The 20,856-nt window shown below is 50.7% G+C and carries 16 protein-coding genes and 1 pseudogene; 11 read left to right on the forward strand and 6 right to left on the reverse strand.

All coding sequences use genetic code 11. The annotated features are described in order from the left end of the window. Positions 1 to 5: 5 nt before the first annotated feature. On the reverse strand, positions 6 to 956 hold the full coding sequence (locus tag FGS84_RS00820) for a LysR family transcriptional regulator (protein ID WP_138305853.1): 951 nt from the start codon (positions 954 to 956) through the stop codon (positions 6 to 8). Positions 957 to 1,100: 144 nt separating this feature from the next. Here FGS84_RS00820 and FGS84_RS00825 point away from each other — a divergent pair, with 144 nt between their 5' ends. Both FGS84_RS00825 and FGS84_RS00830 read left to right on the forward strand, forming a co-directional pair. Next, a complete protein-coding gene (locus tag FGS84_RS00825) occupies positions 1,101 to 2,543 on the forward strand; it encodes an aspartate ammonia-lyase (protein ID WP_138305854.1) in 1,443 nt (480 codons plus the stop codon). Positions 2,544 to 2,561: 18 nt separating this feature from the next. After that, a complete protein-coding gene (locus FGS84_RS00830; protein ID WP_138305855.1) occupies positions 2,562 to 3,758 on the forward strand; it encodes a malic enzyme-like NAD(P)-binding protein in 1,197 nt (398 codons plus the stop codon). Positions 3,759 to 3,839: 81 nt separating this feature from the next. On the opposite strand, the gene FGS84_RS00835 is transcribed toward FGS84_RS00830, so the two are convergent. The 5 genes from FGS84_RS00835 to FGS84_RS00855 all read right to left on the reverse strand — a co-directional run bounded on the left by FGS84_RS00835 (position 3,840) and on the right by FGS84_RS00855 (position 10,536). Further along, on the reverse strand, positions 3,840 to 5,252 hold the full coding sequence (locus FGS84_RS00835) for an MFS transporter (protein ID WP_138305856.1): 1,413 nt from the start codon (positions 5,250 to 5,252) through the stop codon (positions 3,840 to 3,842). Positions 5,253 to 5,283: 31 nt separating this feature from the next. Then, complete coding sequence (gene gcvPB / locus FGS84_RS00840) at positions 5,284 to 6,876, reverse strand: aminomethyl-transferring glycine dehydrogenase subunit GcvPB (RefSeq protein WP_138305857.1); 1,593 nt, start codon at positions 6,874 to 6,876, stop codon at positions 5,284 to 5,286. 16 nt (positions 6,877 to 6,892) lie between these two features. Next, entirely contained in the window at positions 6,893 to 8,299 is a 1,407-nt protein-coding gene (gene gcvPA / locus FGS84_RS00845; RefSeq protein ID WP_138305858.1) for an aminomethyl-transferring glycine dehydrogenase subunit GcvPA, read from the reverse strand. A 34-nt stretch (positions 8,300 to 8,333) separates the two neighbouring features. Beyond that, the gene (locus FGS84_RS00850) at positions 8,334 to 9,482 is read right to left on the reverse strand and encodes an ATP-NAD kinase family protein (RefSeq protein ID WP_207739813.1); all 1,149 of its coding nucleotides are present in this window, start codon (positions 9,480 to 9,482) and stop codon (positions 8,334 to 8,336) included. A 205-nt stretch (positions 9,483 to 9,687) separates the two neighbouring features. Beyond that, positions 9,688 to 10,536: a MerR family transcriptional regulator gene (locus FGS84_RS00855; RefSeq protein WP_138305859.1), complete on the reverse strand. Its 849-nt coding sequence runs from the start codon at positions 10,534 to 10,536 to the stop codon at positions 9,688 to 9,690. A 599-nt stretch (positions 10,537 to 11,135) separates the two neighbouring features. On the opposite strand from FGS84_RS00855, the gene FGS84_RS00865 reads away from it, so the two are divergent. From FGS84_RS00865 to FGS84_RS00910, 9 genes and pseudogenes are all read left to right on the forward strand, one after another. After that, positions 11,136 to 12,521 carry an FAD-dependent oxidoreductase gene (locus FGS84_RS00865; protein ID WP_138305860.1) on the forward strand — a complete coding sequence of 462 codons (1,386 nt, stop codon included), beginning with the start codon at positions 11,136 to 11,138 and terminating at the stop codon, positions 12,519 to 12,521. Positions 12,522 to 12,630: 109 nt separating this feature from the next. After that, positions 12,631 to 14,025 (forward strand): MATE family efflux transporter, encoded by a 1,395-nt coding sequence (locus FGS84_RS00870; RefSeq protein WP_138305861.1) that lies wholly within the window; start codon positions 12,631 to 12,633, stop codon positions 14,023 to 14,025. 205 nt (positions 14,026 to 14,230) lie between these two features. After that, positions 14,231 to 15,397: a rhodanese-like domain-containing protein gene (locus FGS84_RS00875; protein ID WP_138305862.1), complete on the forward strand. Its 1,167-nt coding sequence runs from the start codon at positions 14,231 to 14,233 to the stop codon at positions 15,395 to 15,397. A 70-nt stretch (positions 15,398 to 15,467) separates the two neighbouring features. Next, entirely contained in the window at positions 15,468 to 15,905 is a 438-nt protein-coding gene (locus tag FGS84_RS00880) for a hypothetical protein (RefSeq protein ID WP_138305863.1), read from the forward strand. Positions 15,906 to 16,046: 141 nt separating this feature from the next. Next, complete coding sequence (locus FGS84_RS00890) at positions 16,047 to 17,030, forward strand: (Fe-S)-binding protein (protein WP_138305864.1); 984 nt, start codon at positions 16,047 to 16,049, stop codon at positions 17,028 to 17,030. 47 nt (positions 17,031 to 17,077) lie between these two features. Then, on the forward strand, positions 17,078 to 18,409 hold the full coding sequence (locus FGS84_RS00895) for a TIGR04283 family arsenosugar biosynthesis glycosyltransferase (protein ID WP_138305865.1): 1,332 nt from the start codon (positions 17,078 to 17,080) through the stop codon (positions 18,407 to 18,409). Positions 18,410 to 18,414: 5 nt separating this feature from the next. Beyond that, on the forward strand, positions 18,415 to 19,425 hold the full coding sequence (locus tag FGS84_RS00900; protein ID WP_138305866.1) for an aminoglycoside phosphotransferase family protein: 1,011 nt from the start codon (positions 18,415 to 18,417) through the stop codon (positions 19,423 to 19,425). Positions 19,426 to 19,668: 243 nt separating this feature from the next. Continuing rightward, positions 19,669 to 19,914 (forward strand): annotated as a pseudogene (locus FGS84_RS31920) (VTT domain-containing protein); the annotation flags it as partial. Further along, a complete protein-coding gene (locus FGS84_RS00910; protein ID WP_138305868.1) occupies positions 19,911 to 20,822 on the forward strand; it encodes a rhodanese-like domain-containing protein in 912 nt (303 codons plus the stop codon). The pseudogene FGS84_RS31920 and the gene FGS84_RS00910, both read left to right, overlap by 4 nt. Positions 20,823 to 20,856 lie beyond the last annotated feature (34 nt).

Raw genomic sequence — 20,856 nt, forward strand, 5'->3', positions numbered from 1 at the left:
ACCGGTTACAAGGGTTTTGCATCCCCTTCTGCTATAAGAAGAAATTCCTCCATGGCCCGGCTGAAATACCGTCCGTTTTTCCAGTAAAAATACAGATTCCGCTGGCAGAGGACGTCATCCAGCTTGTAGTACACCACGCCGGGGTGGATGGGTACCTGCTTAATCAGCGTGTCGCTGATAAAGGAAATGCCCATTCCGGAACAGGTGATGTTATAGGAAGTAAGCTGCTGGTCCAGTTCAAACCGGATATCCGGGGTAATATTACGGCCGGCCAGGATTTTCATGGCCCGTTTTCGTGTATCATTATCCGGTTTGAGCATGATATAGGGTTCCTTTCCGAACGGTTCCAGGGGAACAGGCGCAATGTCCCTGTCCAGGAAGGAACCGTCATGAATCATTTCCGCCGGAATCTGGTATTGGGCCGTTTCCCTGTTTACTTCAAGGGCCTTCGGTACAGCCAGAAGCAGGTATTCCTTCCGGTAAATACGGCTGTCAAAGGCAGTCTTATCCAACTGGCAGTTGTCAATCATAAGGTCAATGCCGCCATTTTGCAGCAGGGATTTTAACTCGGATGTATTTTCTTCAATCAGTTCCACCTTTACCATGGGAAACTGCCGGGTAAAGCTGCCAATCAGCGGGGGAAGGACCCAGGATGAAAAAAGGCTGCTGCCTCCCAGGACCAGCTTCCCTGTTTTTAATCCGCCCCAGTCATTCATGAAACTGCTGAACTCATGCTCCACGGAAATGATTTGCTCCACAGAGCTGATATACCGTTTGCCGAATTCCGTGAGAGTCAGGGGCTTTGTGCTCCGGTCAAAGATGGGATAGCCTATGTGTTCTTCAATCCTTTTTACGGTGGCGCTTAAGGAGGGCTGTGATATAAACAGTTTCCTGGCAGCTTTGGAAAAGCTTTTCTCCTGATAGACCGTGTAGATATATTCCATTCCCTGAAACATGGCATCCCCCTTATTTTTCCAAAAAGTATATTACTGAAGCTATAATTAATATAGAACCATATGTATTGGATTATATTATACCGCGGCCTTATAATAACATCAACTTGATATTATATCATTTGAATAGGGGAGGTTTCATTAAAAATGGACGGAAGAAAAGATTACAGGGTGGAAATGGATTCAGTGGGGGCAAAGGATGTGCCGGAGGATGTGTACTATGGGGTACAGTCCATGCGGGCGGCTGAAAATTTCCAGATTACCGGACTGAATATGCATCCGGAAATCATCAACAGTCTTGCTTACATAAAAAAGGCAGCTGCAATCACCAACTGTGAAATCGGACTGCTGGATAAGAAAATAGCGGAGGCCATTGTGCAGGCCTGCGATGAGATACTGGAGGGCAGGTTCCATGAGGATTTTATTGTTGACCCCATTCAGGGAGGAGCGGGCACGTCCTTAAACATGAATGCCAACGAGGTGATTGCCAACCGTGCCATTGAGATACTGGGAGGACAGAAGGGTGATTACTGCATTGTCAGCCCCAATGACCATGTGAACTGCGGACAGTCCACCAACGACGTAATTCCCACTGCCGGGAAGATGACCTCCCTGCGTCTGTTAAAGAACCTGAAGTCAGAGCTTATGCGCCTTCACAGGGAGTTTAACCATAAGGCGGAGGAATTTGACCATGTAATCAAGATGGGGCGCACCCAGATGCAGGACGCGGTGCCCATCCGTCTGGGGCAGGAATTCAAGGCCTACTCCGTGGCTGTCATGCGCGATATCCGCCGTATGGATAAGGCCATGGAGGAGATGTGTACCTTAAATATGGGCGGAACTGCTATTGGAACGGGTATCAATGCCGATGAAGCCTACCTGCGAAGAATTGTCCCCAATCTGGCGGAGGTGTCAAATATGGAGTTTGTGCAGGCATTTGACCTGATTGACGCCACCCAGAACCTGGACCCCTTTGTGGCAGTGTCAGGTGCAATCAAGGCCTGTGCAGTAACCCTGTCCAAGATTGCCAATGACCTCAGGCTGATGTCCTCCGGCCCCAAGGCGGGCTTCAATGAAATCAACCTGCCTGTAAAGCAGAATGGTTCTTCCATCATGCCGGGCAAGGTCAATCCCGTGATTCCGGAAGTGGTGAACCAGGTTGCATTTAACATCATTGGAAATGACCTGACCATCACCATGGCGGCGGAGGCCGGCCAGCTGGAACTGAATGCCTTTGAACCCATTATTTTCTACTGCATGTTCCAGTCCATTGACACCCTGGCCTATGCAGTCAGAACCTTTGTGGACAACTGTGTATCCGGCATCACGGCCAATGAGGACCGGTGCCGTTCCCTGGTGGAAAACAGCATTGGAATCATTACTGCCCTTTCTCCTCATGTGGGATATGAGAAGGCTGCGGACATTTCAAAGAAGGCTCTTCAGACAGGTACGCCTGTGAGGAGCATCATACTTCAGGAGGGCTTACTGGATGAAACCGAGCTGGACCATATCCTGGACCCGGTCCGTATGACGGAGCCTGGAATATCGGGAAAAGAGCTTCTGATGAAAAATAGCCTTGATGAGAAATAGCCGGGGAGGAATGGAGATATGGATTATGCAAAGGCTGCTTTGGAAATGCACCGGGCCAATCATGGAAAACTGGAGATAACAAGCAAGATTCCTTTGACAACAAGGGATGAGCTGAGTACTGCATATACACCGGGTGTAGCTGCCCCTTGTTTGAAAATCAAGGAGGACAAGAGGGAGGCATACACTTATACGGCAAAAGGCAATCTGGTGGCTGTGGTGACGGACGGAACCGCGGTGCTGGGACTGGGAGATATCGGTCCGGAGGCCGCTATGCCGGTCATGGAGGGGAAAGCTATCCTGTTTAAGAAATTTGGTGGCGTGGATGCGGTTCCCATCTGTCTGGATACCAAGGACACGGAAGAAATCATAGAAACAGTCAAACGGATTGCCCCTGCATTCGGAGGCATCAACCTTGAGGATATAAGCGCACCCCGCTGTTTTGAAATTGAACAGAGGCTGGAGCGGGAGTTAAATATCCCTGTTTTTCACGATGACCAGCACGGCACCGCCATTGTGGCCACGGCTGCCCTGATTAATGCCCTGAAGCTGACAGGAAAATACATGGACAGGATTAAAGTCATTGTAAACGGGCCGGGAAGCGCCGGCACGGCCATCACGAAAATGCTGCTTCATGCCGGGGTGAAACATTTAATTGTCTGTGATGAGAACGGCGCTCTGTATCCCGGACGTGAGAAGATGGATGCGCATAAAGAAAAGCTTTCCCTGCAGACCAACAGCAGCAAGGTAAAAGGGACGCTTAAAGAGGTAATTGCCGGTGCAGATGTTTTCATCGGCGTTTCGGCAGCCGGGGTGGTATCAAAGGAGATGGTCAGGTCCATGCAGGAGGACGCCATTGTTTTTGCCATGGCAAACCCTGTGCCTGAAATCATGTATGAGGAAGCAAAGGAAGCCGGCGCGCGCATCATGGCTACCGGGCGAAGCGATTGTCCAAACCAGATTAACAATGTGCTGGTATTTCCGGGACTGTTCCGGGGCGCCCTGGACTGCCGGGCCAGGGATATCACTTATGATATGAAGCTGGCAGCAGCGTATGGCATTGCGGATTTAGTCAGGGAAGAGGAACTGGGGGAAGAGTATATCATTCCGTCGGCCTTTGACGAGCGTGTGGCCAGGGCTGTGGCAGAGGCGGTGAAGAGGGCAGCCGGGGAAACAGCCGGACTGCTGGAAGAGGAGCAGGATTTAATCCAAAAATGAGACACGGAAGGGGCGGAATGTTTCCGCCCCCTTTGACTGTATTTTTTCTGAAATAATCTGTTGTTTCTGCAAAGTCCGGTACTACAAAATGCTGTCAAACTCGCTGGTTGAATAAGCTTTCCCCTCATCCCTGAGCTTTCTGGCGTTCTGCATGGCGCGGAAGCGGTTTCGGCTGATGGGATAGAAGCACACTACCAGTGCGCACAGCAGCATCAGGCCGCCGGGAATGATGGAAGCCATATTGGTAACAGCTGCCTTGGCGCTGTCCGGCTGTATGGAAAGTGATGCGTCGTAGCCGCCCAGGTCCAGAAGGATTCCAACTGCCTGGAGTGCGGTTGCCTTTCCAAGCTTGATAAAGAATGAAAAGTAGGAAATCATGACGCCGGTCAGCATCTCGCCTGTTTTAAATTCATAGACCTCGCATACGTCGTAGAGCAGGTTATAGCTCAGTACCAGGAAGCCTATGATGGCAAAGTGCGCCATACAGAACTGGATTACCTGGTCCGTAATGCTGTGGAAACCAACGAACTTGAATATTACCAGGGCAAATCCTGCAATGGCCATGAAAGTGATAAAAACCCACTTTTTATCAAACACAACAGCCAGCTTTCCGATGAGTACGGAGAGGATGACTCCCACAATGGTGCCTGCCAGATATACAACGGCGGTGTCGGCCTCAGTGGCGCCCACGACCACGATGGTATTGTAAATAACGCTGGCATTGCAGGTGTTAAATGCAAAATAGAAGAGGAAGGAGGCCACAATGACTAAAATGTAAGGCTTATATGTAAGCACCTTGCCCAGACTTTTGAAAATAGGCTCATCCTTGCTCTGGGGCGGATATTTGATTTCCCATCCCCTGGTGGCCCGCCATGTGATAAAAATGGCTGTTCCTGCTATGGCGCCCAGTGTGAGGGCTGCAAAGGTCCAGGCGCGCTCCTCGCTGATTCCCTGGCCTTTAAACAGGCTGACCAGTATCATGGGCAGGGCATTGGCGAAGAACAGGCCGCAGGTGCCGAATACCTGGCGGATGGAGGAGGCGCGGGTCTTTTCGTCGTTGTTGGTTGTCAGCTCGGAACCCAGAGACAGGTAGGGAATATTGAACAGGGTGTAAGCTGTCCAGTAAAATACAGACACAACAACAAAATATACAAACTTTAAATTGGCTGAAAAGTTTACCTTTGTAAACATCATGGTAGTCAGCAGGACCAATGGCACGGTGGATATCAGCAGGAATGGACGTCTGCGCCCGGCTTCCAGTGTACACCGGTCTGACATGGTTCCTATGATGGGGTCGCTGATGGCGTCCCACATAACTCCCAGAAAGACAATGGTGCCGGCCAGGGCAGGCCGTACGCCTGCCACATTTGTAAGAAAGAAGATAAAAAATGCTCCTACAAACTCAGTGATGACTGTGTCGCCTAAGTTTGCAATACCAAATCCCAGTTTTACCGGCATGGGCAATAATCGGTCATAGTTATCTTTGTGATCCATTCTTGATTCCTCCTCTTGTTTGCTTTTCCTGCTACTGGCCGAGAATATCCTTACTGATTGTGCCGGCTTCCATGCGTTTGCGAAGCTGTCTGTATGTAACTGCTATTTTATCAAAATCCATTACTTCATCCAGCAGGGTATTGTGGATAGGGGCGTTATGGGGAGCGCTCTTCACAGTCTCCGGTTCTTCGTAGCATTCCCTGGAAATCTCTTTCAGGATGGCTGCGAATTCATCCAGGTCATCCTTGGAAAACGACTCTGTGGGCTCCAATGTAAATGGCTCAGGCACAATCCATGGATGGTGGGACTGCCAGTAATGCTGCATGCCGAAGTCCACCAGACGTTTTGTCACATCCACGGTTCCAAATCCAGTATCTTCCTTTAAGGGCTGCCAGCTGTAACGGCACTGTTCAATTCTGCGTTTTCCCTCTGCATAGAATATCTTGACGCCCTTAATCTGTCCCACCTTCTTCATCATATACTGATTGTTGAGGACGGCGCAGACAGCTGCCTCACGCAGTCCGTCGGCTCCTAATTGGCGAATCCACATGTAGACACGGAGGATTACATTGGCATTTCCCATAAACATACGGACTTTTCCAATGCTTTCAGGACAATTGCAATCCATATAATACTGTTTGCCGTCATACTCCACGCGGGGCACGGGCAGGAATGCTTTCAGCGGTTCCCTGACACAGAGAGCTCCTACTCCGGGTCCCATGCCGCCGTGAGGGGAGGAGAAGGTTTTGTGCAGGTTGTAGTGGATTAAGTCGGCCCCGATTTCCTTTGCACGGGTAACGGTCATGATGCCGTTCACATTGGCCTGGTCATAGTAGCAGAGAGCGCCAACTGCATGGGCAGCATCCACAATTTCCTTAATCTGGGGATTGAAGATGCCTGTATCCTCCGGATTTGTGATAAAGATGGCGGCTGTGCGCTCAGACAGCGCGCTCTGGAATGCTTCCAGGGATGGCATGCCTGTCTCAGGGTCGCTCATCAGGGTGATAACCTTGTAACCCGCAGTGGCAGGAGCGCCTGCATCACAGGGGTGGGAAAATATGGTGGTGATGATTTCATCCTTCTGGGTGTTGCCCTTTGCTTCATGGTAGGCCCGAATCACACTGGCGCCTGCAAAGCAGGCAGCAGCGCCGCCCCCCATGTGGCAGCAGGCAGCGTCCATGCCGGAAATCTCACAAATCATTTCTTCTGTTTTTTTGTATATCTCCAGAATACCCTGGATGGTGGACGCATCCTGCAACGGGTGTACGTCTATGATGTTTGGATGTGTATTCGCAATATGCTCCTGTACCTTGGGGCTGTACTTAATGGTACATGTGCCTTCACCCAGGTCAGGGGTGATGTCGTTGCCCAGGATTTCCTGGGTCAGGCGCAGATAGTGCCGGTTGACCCTGGCCTGATGTACTTCGGGAAGGAACGGCGGGGTTTTTCTTCTCATACAGGGAGGAATGTCATCAGCCCCATCGCCTACTTCCTCTATTACCTGGGGACTTGGCTTTGTCACATTGACGCCCCTTTGGCCGGGAACGGACAAATCAAAAATCAGCTCTTCATCCCATTTTGCTTCATGGAACCTGCGTAAATGTTTGCTGTAATCTCGTTTCATATTCTAGTGTCCTCCCTTAATTTAAAATAGCCTGTAATGCAGCAGCCAGCTGGTCTATGGATTCTTTGTCTGCGGTCTCGGTCACACAGTACAGAGCGCTCTGACCAAGCTCAGGATAATCCCGGGACAGGTCCACGCCGCCAAAAATCTGATGGGAGAGCAGCAGCTTGTTGATTTCTTCCACTGTCCTGCCGGTTTTGTCAAAGTTCACCACAAACTCTTTGAAAAAGACAGATGGGAACCGGAGTGACACACCGGGAATCCCAGCCAGTTTTTTTGCTGCATATTTTGCATTGGTCATAATGGTGCTGCCGATTTCCTCCATGCCCCTGGGACCCATGAGGGACAGGTAGACAGCCACAGGCGCTGTCCACAGATTGTTCTGGGTTCCTGTAAATTCCTTTCCGTTTTCTCTCATGGCATAGTGGGTACGCTCAATGAGTACAACGGAATAGCCCTGTTCACCCGGCACCGTGGTTTCCACCATGCCATCCACCAGCTCTTTGAATTCCGTGATATAGCGCATATCGTCATGGCTGGCAATAAATCCTGCCTGGCCGCCGCCGAAGTTCAGATGAAGGCCCAGCCCGTGAAGGTCGCCTACGGAGATGGTGGCGCCGTAATTGGCAGGGGCTTCCAGCACGCCCAGGGAGATGGGGTCCACATACACAACGAATTCAGCGCCTGCGGCCTTTGCCAGTTTGCCGATTTCCTCGCCCTGGGTTTCAATGATTCCCAGGAAGGTCGGGTTTTCAATATACACAGCAGCCGTATCCTGGTCCAGTTTGGACTTTAGGTCTTCCAGGTCCAGCATTCCGGTGTCGCTGTGGTAGCCCACAAGCTCAATCTTGATTTCCTGGCTGGGGTCTATCATTTTCAGGTAATTTTGCACCAGGGCCAGGTTCTGGCGGTTCATGGTCTGGGGAAGAAGGACCTTGCTCCTTCCGGTGATACGGCAGGCCATGCGAAGGCCGGTAGCGGATGCCTGGCCGCCGCAGTGGCACGGAACTGTCAGGAAGGACATGTCTAACAGCTCTGCCATCAGGCTCTGGTATTCGAAAAATATCTGGTATTTTCCATGGTCAGCCCATGTCTCGGCTCCGTATGTGGTCAGCAGTTCTCCCCTGGATGCGATTTCGTCGCATACAGCCGGTACGTAGTGCTGCGCACAGCCGGCTCCCATGAAGTTTGAAAACTCATTGCAGTTCCTGTTTTTGGACAGGATGCGCTCCACATGACGCTTGATTCCCTGCTCATCCGGAATGGCCTCCGGCAGATTCAGGGAACCCTGGTAGCGGATGGCTTCCGGGATTTCTTCGTAAAGCTCCATTACATCGCTGATTCCCACCTCAGCCATCATCTCAGCCTGTACATCCGGTGCAGAGTTGGGGATGTAGGGGTATACTGTTTTTTTTCGGTCCATTTCTTACCTCCTGATTTATGATTTTATAGGTTAATTAATAAATTACTTTTGCCATGATTACATCCTTGTACCCGGTGGTAACCGGGATATAGCCGGTGAGCTGCTGGTTTATTTCCTCATCCCCGGTGTCAATCAGAAGCGGGTTTCCGCCCAGGGAAAAGATTTTGTCCCTGGAGGCAATGACCATGATGTTTTTAGTCCCCACCCTGCGTATGACTTCGGCGGAAATCTGCTGGTTGCCCCTTCCGAATATATATCCCTGTCCTCCAATTACAGTGACAATGATTTTGGCCTTGGGATATTGCTTAAGGGCAGCCAGGATGTCCTGTTCCGTGCAGTCTGACTGTATGACCTGACCCTGGTAGAGAAGGTCCACTCCTAAAAGGGTGTTTGGCTTTTCCATATATTTCATCAGCCGGGCCGTGGTAGAACCGGTTCCCACAATGTAGAGATATTCCGGTTCCTGCTCAATCTGCTGGCTGACATACATGCACATGGACTGGATAGAGGCGTCCTCTGAGTATCCCCTGCCGCTTTTCAGGTTCTGAACAAATTTCTTTTCATTGGGCACCTTCAGGTATCCGTACAGTCTGGCGTCACAGATACCCTGCCGGAACAAATCCTCGTCAATATCCATGACCTCTGCTTCCCTGTACTCCATAACCCGGCCTTCCATATACCGGACCATCAGTTCCCCGGCTGCCTTGGGTGTGCGGGCGTAGACAGCGGAATGTATTTTACATCCGGCCGGTATGCCCAGTACCGGGACCGAGGTTCCCACTGCGTCCAGAATATTGCGGGCAGTGCCGTCTCCGCCGGCAAAGAGAATCAGGTCTACTCCTTCCTTACATAGCATTCCGGCTGCTTTTATGGTGTCTTCCGGGGTAGTGCCCCGGGAAGAATCAGGGGACAGCCGGGAGGATATTGTCCCTTGGACGATTTGATAATTCAATCCGGCTTTTTTGCATATGTCCCCGCCCATTTCACCGGGACAGGTATAGATTTTGAATTGCTGCGCCATTGGTTCTAAAAGCTTCATGGTACCCAGGGCCTTTGCGCCTGCCTCCGGGACAGCTCCCAGCTCCAGGGCCTTATGCAGGGTCCGGACTCCGTCTGACCCCTTTAAACCGACTTTACCTCCGATACCAGCCACAGGATTTATAATGAATCCTATTTTTTTCATTCTATCTATGTACTTAATGAAATGATTTAAGTATTCTCCTTTCTTTGGGTATAGTATTCTGACAATATGGCTAAAAATCAACTAATGTCATTATAAGGTATGCTCTATAAGGGATTGTCAAGATAAATTTTGGGAGAAAATCAACTGATAAAAGAAAAACCTTCCTCTTAAGGGGAAGGTTACAGAAAATAGAAAAAAACAGGCGCTACGGATTCTGACAGATGACCATGTGGATTTTTGTGACAAACTCATCTGCATTTCTAATCAGGTTGGGAGCGATGCAATAGCTTTCAAAGGACTGGCCGGTCAATACAATTCCGTTTTCCTTTGCATAGGCCAGGGTCCGGTGGTAGGCCTCCATAATCTCCTTATAGCTGCCAAGGTGGATGGTGGTGAGACAGTGGTACTCAGGCATAACCTTGATTTGACTGTCCCTGACCTGGGTTTCTTTTATTGGATAGAAAATCTGGAAGTGGGTGGGAATATCAAAAAACTGGTGGCTGAAATGGTCATAAAAGAATGCAGTCAGCTTCCCGCCTATTTCCAGGTGGTGTGTTTCCATATAGTTTACCAGTTCAATTTCGTATTCCAGAAAGAGATTGCTCACATAAGCGCTGCTGTAATGATTGGAAAAGGCAATGAGTCCTGGAGAATAGATTTCGCGCTGGACCTGTCCGGCATAGGAGGACAGATTATCATAGAACTGGTCTGACAGACAGTCACGGAAGTCGCTGAGACGCAATATGCTTTTTTTGAGGCGCGTTAGCTCCCTGGAGCACTCCTCAATCTTGAAGTTGAGTAATTTAACCTTATCCTGCCTCTGGTTTTTCTGGAGGTAATCCCGGATTTCGTTTAATTTTAGTCCGGCATTCTTTAACTTTTTTGTGGTAATGATATCCTGAATCTGGTCTTTTGTATAATAACGGTAATTATTGTTTTCGTCAATATCAGGTATGATAAGCTGAATCTCATCGTAATAGCGCAGTGTTTTTGTGCTTACATTACTCAATCTGGCAGCTTCCCCCACAGAATACTTTTCCTTGATTTCGTACACGACCCCTTCCCCCCCGTTTCATAAAACATTCCCCATGATGTTCCAAGGTAAGTATAGTCCATTGGAATCGGTTTGTAAATGTTTCCACTTTAAGTTTAGGGGGACAACACATGGAAATGAGTCACACATTGTCCAGCTGTCCCATACTATATACCATAATCATATTTATTAAAGGAGGATTTGATATGTGTTGTAATAGATGCTGCTGTAGATGCTGTAGGTGTTGCAGATGCTGTAGATGGTGGGGCTCCAACCAGAATAACTGGGACAACAACTGGGATAATAACTGGTGGCCTGCATGGGACCCGTGTGCAGGTGAAAGACGGTGGGCTTTCCGCGCCGGCTTTAACGAAGGATACAGAGTGGGATTTGAAGACGGGAGACGGAATTGGCATCCCTGCAACAGATAAAGAAAGAGGGCGGGTACCGGCGCAAATGGCCGGGCCCGCCTTTTTGCGCGGACCGGTGAGAGCCGGGATGAGAGAGCCGGGTCCTGCGCTTATTTTATTGTGAACAGATGTTTCAAGCATAATACCTTTGATATTTTTTCTTATCCGGGGAATAATAACCAGCAGTACACATTGATGGGAGGTGATGAAATGGAATCTATCTGGTTAAAAAACATACATGAGAATACGGAGCATCCGGCGCAGCCGGGTCCTGCGGACAGGGACCGCAAAAGCAGGACAGACCTTCCATCCAGGGCAGAGGTGGCTGTGATAGGCGCGGGAATGGCGGGAATGCTCTGCGCCCGCATGCTTGCGGACCAGGGCGCAGAAGTGGCGGTTCTGGAGGCCAGGGTGGCAGGCCATGGTCAGACAAAGAATACCACGGCAAAAATCACATCCCAGCACGGCCTTATTTATGACAAATTAATCAGGACAATGGGGCATGACAGGGCTTTGCTGTATGCGAGGGCCAGCCAAAGCGCTATTGAGGAGTATGAGAGGATGATTCGGGCCAGGAACATTGAATGCAGCTTTGTCCGGCTTCCGGCCTGTCTCTATACAAAGGAAGAAAGAGGAAAGATACTTCTGGAAAAGGAGTACAGGGCAGCTGTAAGCCTTGGACTTCCGGCTGTCCTGACATCTGACACCAGCCTTCCTTTTCCGGTGGCAGAGGCGCTTTTATTTGAAAATCAGGCGCAGTTTCATCCGCTGGAATTTCTTGAGGCTGTCAGGGAGGGAATCCCTGTCTATGAACACACTGCGGTGCAAAAGGTGGAGGGGCATCGTCTGGTTACGGACCGGGGAATCATGGAGGCAGAGAAGATTATTTTTGCCTGCCATTATCCATTTCAGAATGTGCCCGGATTTTATTTTGCCCGGATGCATCAGGAACGCAGCTATGTGCTGGCGCTGGAGGCTGTTGGCGGGAAAGAGGTTAATCTGGACTGTATGTATTATGGCATTGATGAGGATGGGCTGTCCTTTCGAAAGGCAGGCCCCTATATTCTGATGGGAGGCGGGGGACACCGCACAGGAGAAGGGTGTGACGGCTCTTCCTTTGAATACCTGAGAGGTCAGGCCAAAACCCTGTGGCCGGATTTGAGGATTGTTTCAGAGTGGGCGGCACAGGACTGTATGACGCTGGATGCTGTTCCCTATATCGGAAGATATTCCCGTCTGCGGCCCTACTGGTATATCGCATCCGGTTTCCAGAAATGGGGAATGACCGGCTCCATGGTCTCGGCACTGATTTTGAGGAATCTGGTCATGGGTATAGAGAGCCCGTGGGAACAGGTTTTTTCTCCCCAGAGACGGACTTTCAGGGCATCTGCGGGTTCCTTTTTTAAGGAAGGGTACCACGCTGTCCGCGGCCTTGCTGCCTTCGGGACTCCCAGATGTCCGCATATGGGCTGCAGGCTGTCCTGGAACAGGGAGGAACACAGCTGGGACTGTCCATGCCATGGCTCACGGTTTTCCGAAGACGGCAGTCTGATTGACAATCCTGCCCAGACTGATTTAAAGGCGGATAAGAGATAGATGGCGGAACCGGGCAGGGTGAATGTCTTGTATTGTAATACATGCCGTGGTAGAATCAAAAGAAGCCTGCACAGTGTTTACCTGTGCAGGATAAGGAGGCAATGTACATATGATGGATGACGGAAAAACCATATTATTTGAAAAGACGCCGGTGCCAAGGGCTGTTATGCAGCTGGCAGTGCCCACAATCCTGAGCTCGCTGGTTATGGTGATTTACAACCTGGCAGATACATATTTTGTAGGAATGATGAACAATCCGGTGCAGAATGCGGCGGTGACACTGGCAGCGCCTGTGCTTCTGGCCTTTAATGCTGTGAATAATCTGTTCGGTGTGGGAAGCTCCAGCATGATGAGCCGGGCACTGGGACGCCGTGACTATGAGGCGGTCCGGCGCAGCAGCGCGTTCGGATTTTATTGCGCGCTGTTTTTCGGCGTTCTTTTTTCTGTTCTGTGCACGATTGGCCTGCACCCCCTGCTGATTCTCCTGGGGGCGGATGCCAATACAATGGATGCAACGGCCGGATACCTGAAATGGACCGTGCTCTTCGGAGCAGCCCCTGCCATCCTCAATGTGGTCATGGCGTATTTGGTGCGCTCCGAGGGTTCATCCCTTCACGCCAGCATCGGAACCATGAGCGGCTGTCTGCTTAATATTATTCTGGACCCCATCTTTATCCTGCCATGGGGCCTTGACATGGGGGCGGCAGGAGCCGGCCTTGCCACGTTCCTGTCCAACTGTGCTGCCTGTGTTTACTTTTTTGTGCTGCTGCGGGTCAGAAGGAAAACCACGTTTGTATGCATTCATCCGATGAAGTTTTCCTTTCAGAGGTACATTGTGCTGGGAGTGTGCGGCGTGGGCGTACCGGCGGCAATCCAGAATCTTCTGAATGTGACAGGCATGACCATACTGAACAATTTTACATCTGCCTACGGCGCCCAGGCAGTTGCAGCCATGGGTATTACCCAGAAAATCAATATGGTTCCCCTGCAGGTGGCCATGGGCTTTTCCCAGGGAATCATGCCCCTCATCAGCTACAACTATGCCAGCGGAAATCACAGGAGGATGAAGGAAACCATATATTTCACCATCAGGACCCTGCTGCCTTTCCTGGTGGTGGTTTCTCTTGGATATTATGCAGGAGCAGGTATGCTGACAAGGGCGTTTATGGACAATGAAGCCATTGTCGCATATGGCACAAGGTTCCTGCGCGGGTTCTGCCTGGGGCTTCCCTTTCTGTGTATGGACTTCCTGGCAGTGGGAGTATTCCAGGCAGTGGGCATGGGAAAAGCAGCGCTGAGCTTTGCCATACTGCGTAAAATTGTGCTGGAAATCCCTGCCCTGTACCTGCTGAACCGTTTATTCCCTCTGTACGGTCTTTCTTATGCCCAGATGGCGGCGGAGCTGGTGCTTTCCATTGCATCGGTCATCATGCTGGCGCGTATTTTCAGGCGGATGCAGAGGGATGACCGGTCCGGGCCGGATTCCGGGCAGACGTTCAGATGATGATAATTCTGTCATACATAGTTTGATAACGAAATCCCCTGGCCAGAGCACGGACCAGGGGATTTCGTTATAGAAAAAAACTATACATAACGCAAGGCACATATATTTCACCGATTGGACAAAACAGGCAGGTGTTTTTATAATAATCAAGGTAACATTACATTATTTATACTGGGATAATATAAAACCGGGAGTGGAAAAAATTATGAAGAGCAGATATTTAGGAATTGTTTTATGCGCTGCCGCATTACTGGCAGCAGGGTGTTCTTCCAATACAGATGCTTCAAAGACAGCCGCCGGGTCAGACAGCGGCGCGGCAGCCCTCATGACATCGGATGCAAGTGCGGATTCAGCAGGGGATGCGTCAAAGGGCACAGCCGCAGCAAAGGCGGAATCAGGTGAAGTGACAGAAGGGCCATCTGCTGTAAAGGCGGACCCGGTTGAAAAGAAAAAGGTCTATGTGTCGCCTGACTGGGTACAGAGTGTTTTGGACGGGAACCAGGAGGAGTCAGAGGATTACATGATTCTGGAATGTGCCTGGGGAACCCTGCAGGATGCCGGCGCTTATAAGGAGGGCCACATCAAGGGCGCATATCATATGAATACAGATGATATTGAATCAGATGAGTACTGGAATATCCGGACTCCGGAAGAAATAAAGGACCTGATGGCCGAATACGGAATCACGAAAGATACAACCGTTATCTGCTACAGCGACAAGGGGACGAATTCAGCGGATGACCGGGTGGCGTTCACCCTTTTATGGGCCGGAGTTGAGAATGTAAAATGTCTGGACGGCGGCTACGAGGCCTGGCTTGAGAGCGGTTACGGAACTGAGAAAACCATCAACACCCCTCAGTCCTCCAACAGGGAGTTCGGCGCGGAAATTCCGGCCCATCCGGAATACATCCTGTCCATTGACCAGGTAAAGGAAAAGCTGGCAGGGGACGATAACTTTAAGCTGGTCAGCATACGCAGCAGGGACGAATTCCTGGGCAGGACCAGCGGATATGGGTACATTGACAGGGCAGGCGAACCTGAGGGCGCTGTCTGGGGACATGATACGGATGACGGCTCTTATAATAATGAGGACGGGACTGCCGCAGGCCTGGATGTATTAAAGGGATATCTGGAGGAATCCGGGGCTTCCCTTGACAATGAGCTGTCCTTTTACTGCGGCACGGGCTGGAGAGCTGCCATCCCCTTCCTGATTTGCTATGAAAATGGAATGACCAATATGACCATGTATGACGGCGGCTGGTACCAGTGGCAGATGGATGATTCCCTCCCGGTACAGGTGGGGGACCCGTCAGAAAGCGGCTGCCGGTTTACCACGGTGGGACAGCTGTCCACGGACAAGGCAAAGAAATAAAGAATGATGTAGATAAGCGTTGCGTCTTGATTAAGTCCAACGCTTATTCAATGTAAAAGGAAAAACGGTTATGAAGAAGGCTGCATATATCTCTGTTACAATCCTGGAAATCCTGTGCCTGGCCGGGGCATGGGCCGTACAGTATTTTACCCGCAGAAAAATGGGGATGGCACGGTACGTGGTGTATAAAAACCGGGGCTGGGAAGCCAGATATCCCATGGAACTGCTGGCAAATGGGGCTGCACTTCTGATGGCGGTCCTGGCCGCTGCGCTGCTTCTCTATTTCCTGAGACAGAGAAGGAACCTGCCAAAAACAGCGTGGCTTATGAATGCAGGTATGACAGCTCTGACATCTGCTTATGGTGGATTCACATGGATGAATTCTGCGCAGGAGGTTCGGTCTTACTACTTTATCAGTGCCATACTGGGGGCCGTGTCCCTGATTCAGATTGTGAAGACATGGATTGGAATGATGGTGTGCAGGCACAGCGGGCATGGAATTGGATGAAACCCAGTGTAAGGAACAGAGGATAGAACCGGGTTCTCTATTTTACCATTACAGCAGTGCTGGCGGCTGTTGTCATTGGACTGGGCATGTTTTTTAAGAAAAGGTATGTACTGCAGGAGACTGAGGAAAGGATAGGTGAGAATGGACGGAATGTTCAGGATGAAGGACAGCGATAAATGCATACACTGCCGCATCTGCCGGAAAAACTGCTCCTTCTTAAGTAAGTACGGCCTTGATATCGGAGATACGTCAGAACTTAAGAAACTGGCCTATCACTGCTTTCTGTGCGGGACCTGTACCCAGGTTTGTCCGGTTGGAATTGACGGCAGGTCTGTTATCCTGGAAATGCGGAGGGAACGGGTGGAGGAAAACCAGGGGAAATGTCCGGAAAAGGGATATTCCATGCTCCTTGCGGAAAAACGGAATTATATTTACCGGAACAAACGCCGTCTTGCAGGCAGAAGCATCCTGTTTCCAGGCTGTAATTTTCCCTCCTTCTATCCAAAGACCACCAGGAAATTAATCAGCCTGCTGGAGGAAAAGGAGGGCATGGGAGTCCTGTTTGACTGCTGCGGCAAACCGGTGGCAGAGCTTGGCCTTCAAAGGGACGAGGATAAGATTGTCCGGAGGATAAATGAAAATCTCCGCAGGGCAGGGGCTTTGGAGGCCGTGATGCTTTGCCCCAACTGTTATGATTTCCTCAAGGATAAGCTGGAGGTACGGGTCATCAGCATTTATGAGAAATTATCCCGGCTGGGAATCGGACGGCAGGTGGAAGAAAATGGGGTCCTGTTCCTTCCGTGTCCTGACAGGGAGAGAAGACAGTGGGTGGAATGGCTGTCTCCATTTCTGAAGAATGCGCCGGAAACAGTGCGGGATGTGCAGTGCTGCGGCCTGGGAGGCTGTGCCGGGGTCAGGGAGCCGGACCTGGCCGGAGATATGGCCGGCCGGATGGCCGCCCAGGGACATGAACATATTTTTACTTACTGCGCCTCCTGCGCAGGGAACCTCACACGCAGCGGCTGCCAGGGGGTCATGCATCTGCTGCCTGAGATTCTGGAATGTGACGAGGGGCCGGATATCAGGAAGTCAATGGTCAACCGGATGATGACAAAATTTTGGTAATGGTTTGGACAAGGATATAAATAGAGATATGGGAGAGAATCTTATAAATGAATCGTGCAATCATTATTTTTACCAGGGTTCCGGCTCCCGGACAGACAAAGACCAGGATGATGCCTGTTCTTGGCCCGGAGGAATGCGCCCGTCTTCATACCTGCTTTTTAGAGGATATAAAGAGGGAATGCGGGAACGTAAAAGGGGAGCTTTTTATCTGCTTCACGCCGGATGATGGCAGGGAGCTTTTATATCCGGTTTTCGGCAGGGATGAACATTATATTCCCCAAAGGGGAAACGGTCTGGGAGAGCGGATGTATCAGGCTGTCCGTGAGGTGCTGGGCCGGGGATATGACTCATGCATACTCATGGGAACCGATGTGCCTGAGGTAAAGGCAGCATATCTGGAACGTGCATTTGACCTGCTGAAATATCACGATGTGGTTCTGGGACCTACCAGGGACGGGGGATATTATCTGGTGGGCATGAAGAGACCCCGGCGGGCGGTGTTTGACATGGAGGGATATGGACATGGCTCCGTGCTCCGCGATACCGTGTTGCGGCTTAAGACCGCGGGATGCACGGTTGGATTTACGGAAACCCTGCAGGACATGGATACCTGCCAGGACCTTCAGGCATACCGCCGGAGAATGCGGGGGGACAAGAGGCTGAAAAAGACATCCACAGGCCGGTTTCTGGCAAAAACCAGCCGCATTTCCATCATTATTCCTGTCTACAATGAGGAGAAGACCATTGGCCGTATGCAGGACCAGCTGGAACCGTTGAGAGGAAAATGCGAAATCCTGTTTGTGGACGGCGGAAGCAAAGACAGAACATTGGAATTGCTTCGCCCATGGGTCAGAGTCATACATTCGGAAAAGGGGCGGGCAAAGCAGATGAATACGGGAGCTGTGAAAAGCCGCGGCGATATCCTGTTTTTTCTCCACTGCGACAGTGAGCTGCCTCCCCGTCCGCTGGCTGAGATACGCAGGGTGATGAGGGACCACAGCGCAGGATGCTTCGGCATAGCCTTTCATTCGCGGAACTTTTTCATGTTTACCTGCCGTGTGATTTCAAACCACCGGATTAAGGACCGCAGGGTCATGTTTGGCGACCAGGGTATCTTTGTGGACCGAAGCCTGTTCTTTGATGCAGGCATGTTTCCGGAGATTCCTGTGATGGAGGACTACCAGTTTTCGCTGACGCTTAAGGAACGGAGGGTAAAGCTGGGGATGACAGGACGCCGCATTTACACATCGGACAGGCGGTTTCCAAAAGGAACCCTGCCCAAGCTCAAGCTGATGTGGAAAATGAACCGGCTGCGAAAGATGTACCGGGACCAGGCGCCCATTGAAGAGATTGACCGGATGTACCGGGATGTGAGGTGATATGAATGGAACGGATAGCAGGGTTAAGGGAATATGTAACCTGTAAGCAGTACCGCAGCGCTCTGGGGCTGCCGGATGAGGTGACGGAGGAATACAGTCTCCTGGCCCAGGGCGAGTACAACAGAAATTATCTGTTCACCCACCCTGTCACCGGCAAAAAGCTGGTGCTCCGTGTAAACTGCGGCAGCCAGATGCATTTGGACCATCAGATACAGTATGAATATGATACCTTAAAGCTGCTGCTGCAGTCGGGCAGGACGCCGGCTCCCTTCTATGCAGATGGAAGCCTGAAAAAAATTCCTCATGGCATCATGGTGATGGAATTCCTGCCGGGACATGGAATGGATTACAGGACGGAACTGCCCTTTGGAGCGGAGTGCCTGGCTGATATCCACAGTGTCAGGGTGGGGGATGACAGCCATCTGATTCATCCGGCGGACCCTTTGGAGGCCATTCTGACAGAATGCGAGGAGATGGTCCGTACCTACATGGATTCAGATTTGGGAAACCATGGAACCAAAATGAAGATAAGAGAAATGCTGGACCTGGGGTGGAAGCGCCGTGAGGAGGCTGCGGGCTGCAAAGGCTATGAATGCTGCATCAACACAGAGCTTAATTCCACCAATTTCCTAATCAACGGAGAGGGAAAGGGCAACTATCTGGTGGACTGGGAGAAGCCTGTTTACGGGGAGCCTGCGCAGGATTTGGGGCATTTTCTTGCGCCTACCACCACATTCTGGAAGACAGACGTGATTCTGGACCGGAGGGAGATGGAAGACTTCATAAACCAGTACATCCAAAAGGTGGACGGCAGGTTTGACACAAAGGGGCTGAGGGAGCGTACCTTTGCCTATATTCCCATCACCTGTCTGAGGGGCATTACCTGGTGCGCCATGGCCTGGGTGCAGTACCAGCAGCCGGATAAGCTGCTGTTTAACCAGTCCACGTTCCAAAAGCTGGGGCAGTATCTGGACATGGGATTTTTGGAAGAAATGGACAGGCTGCTGCGGTCATAACGGCCTGGAGCGCGCCTGCCGGATATTGGATTTACCTTAAAAGAAAGGAATTTGAATGGAAAAAAACAAAGTAAATGGATAGGGAAAATCGTGGTGGCTGCATGCATAGCTGCTTCAATCCTGAGCTACATATGCATACCATCCGTGAAAGGCATGATTAACAGAATTGTGACTATGTTTGCAACCGGGGACTTTACCGTGGTCAGGGAATTTGTTGCTTCCTATGGAAGCTATGCTGCTGCGGTGTCCTTTGATATTGTAAGCTATGCGGCAGGACTGACATCCATGCCATTTCTGTCATTTTTCATAGCCACGGGTATTGGGCAGCTCCCGGCAACCATCGTGTACTCCTATGTGGGCGGAATGCTGACCGGGGGCGCCAGGTTTTTTGTCACAGGATTAATGATATTATTTGCCTTATCTGCCTTGATTGTCATGATAAGGAAAATATATATAGAAAAACAAGATAATTCAAGGAGGAAGAAATGAAAAAGAAAATCGTAGCATTGGGAATTATGATGGCGCTGTCCGTGACAGCGGCGGCCGGATGCGGTCAGAAAGCAGCAAATGAAACAACAGCCCAGGCAGCGGCAGAGACTTCGGCGGCTGATGCAGCGGATACCACGGCAGCAGAGGCAGCAGGTGCTGAGACAACAGCGGCTGCACAGTCAGATGGCAGCTATCAGTACGTATCCCCTGCAGATGCAGTGGCGGCAGCAAAGGATAAGAGCGCCCATGTGCTGGATGTAAGGGAGTGGGATAATTATGTAAAGGGAAGAGTGGCTGATTCTATCTGGTGCCCTATTTTCCCGCTGGAGGATGATTCGCTGGCAGATGCCATGAGCGCATATGCAAAGGAGAACTTGAGCGACGGACAGAAAATTTACATTATCTGCAACAGCGGCAAGAAAGGTGCTGAGAAGACAACCGGAGTGCTTAAGGAGGCCGGCATTGACGGCTCCCTGATTTATACTGTGGAGGGCGGAGCAAAAGCCCTGGGGTCTGAGAAAGGCGCCTTTACGACCAACCGCGCAGACGAGAACATTGACTGGAAGACTGTTGCAGCAGCAGATGCATTAAAGGAAGTTGGGGGAGACAATGTCCAGATTCTGGATGTGCGTGACAATGATACATATGCAGAAGGCCATTTAAAGGGTTCCCTGCAGTGCCCATTAAAGGAGATTGAGGACCCGGATGCCCAGACTGCCATGTATAAGATGGCAAAAGAGGAGATGGACCCGTCCAAACCTGTATACCTGCTTTGCTACAGCGGCAACAAGTGTGCAAAAACCGGCATTTCTGTCATGAAGGATGCGGGATTCGATGTTGACAATCTGTTCATCATTGAAAATGGCGCAAAGGATAAGGATATCCAGGCTGCATTTGTGACAGAATAGGTTAACCCTTCCGGTGATGTGATTTCCCCCTGCC

This window comes from Clostridium sp. 1001271st1 H5 (assembly GCF_005845215.1).
Classification (GTDB): Bacteria; Bacillota; Clostridia; order Lachnospirales; family Lachnospiraceae; genus Enterocloster.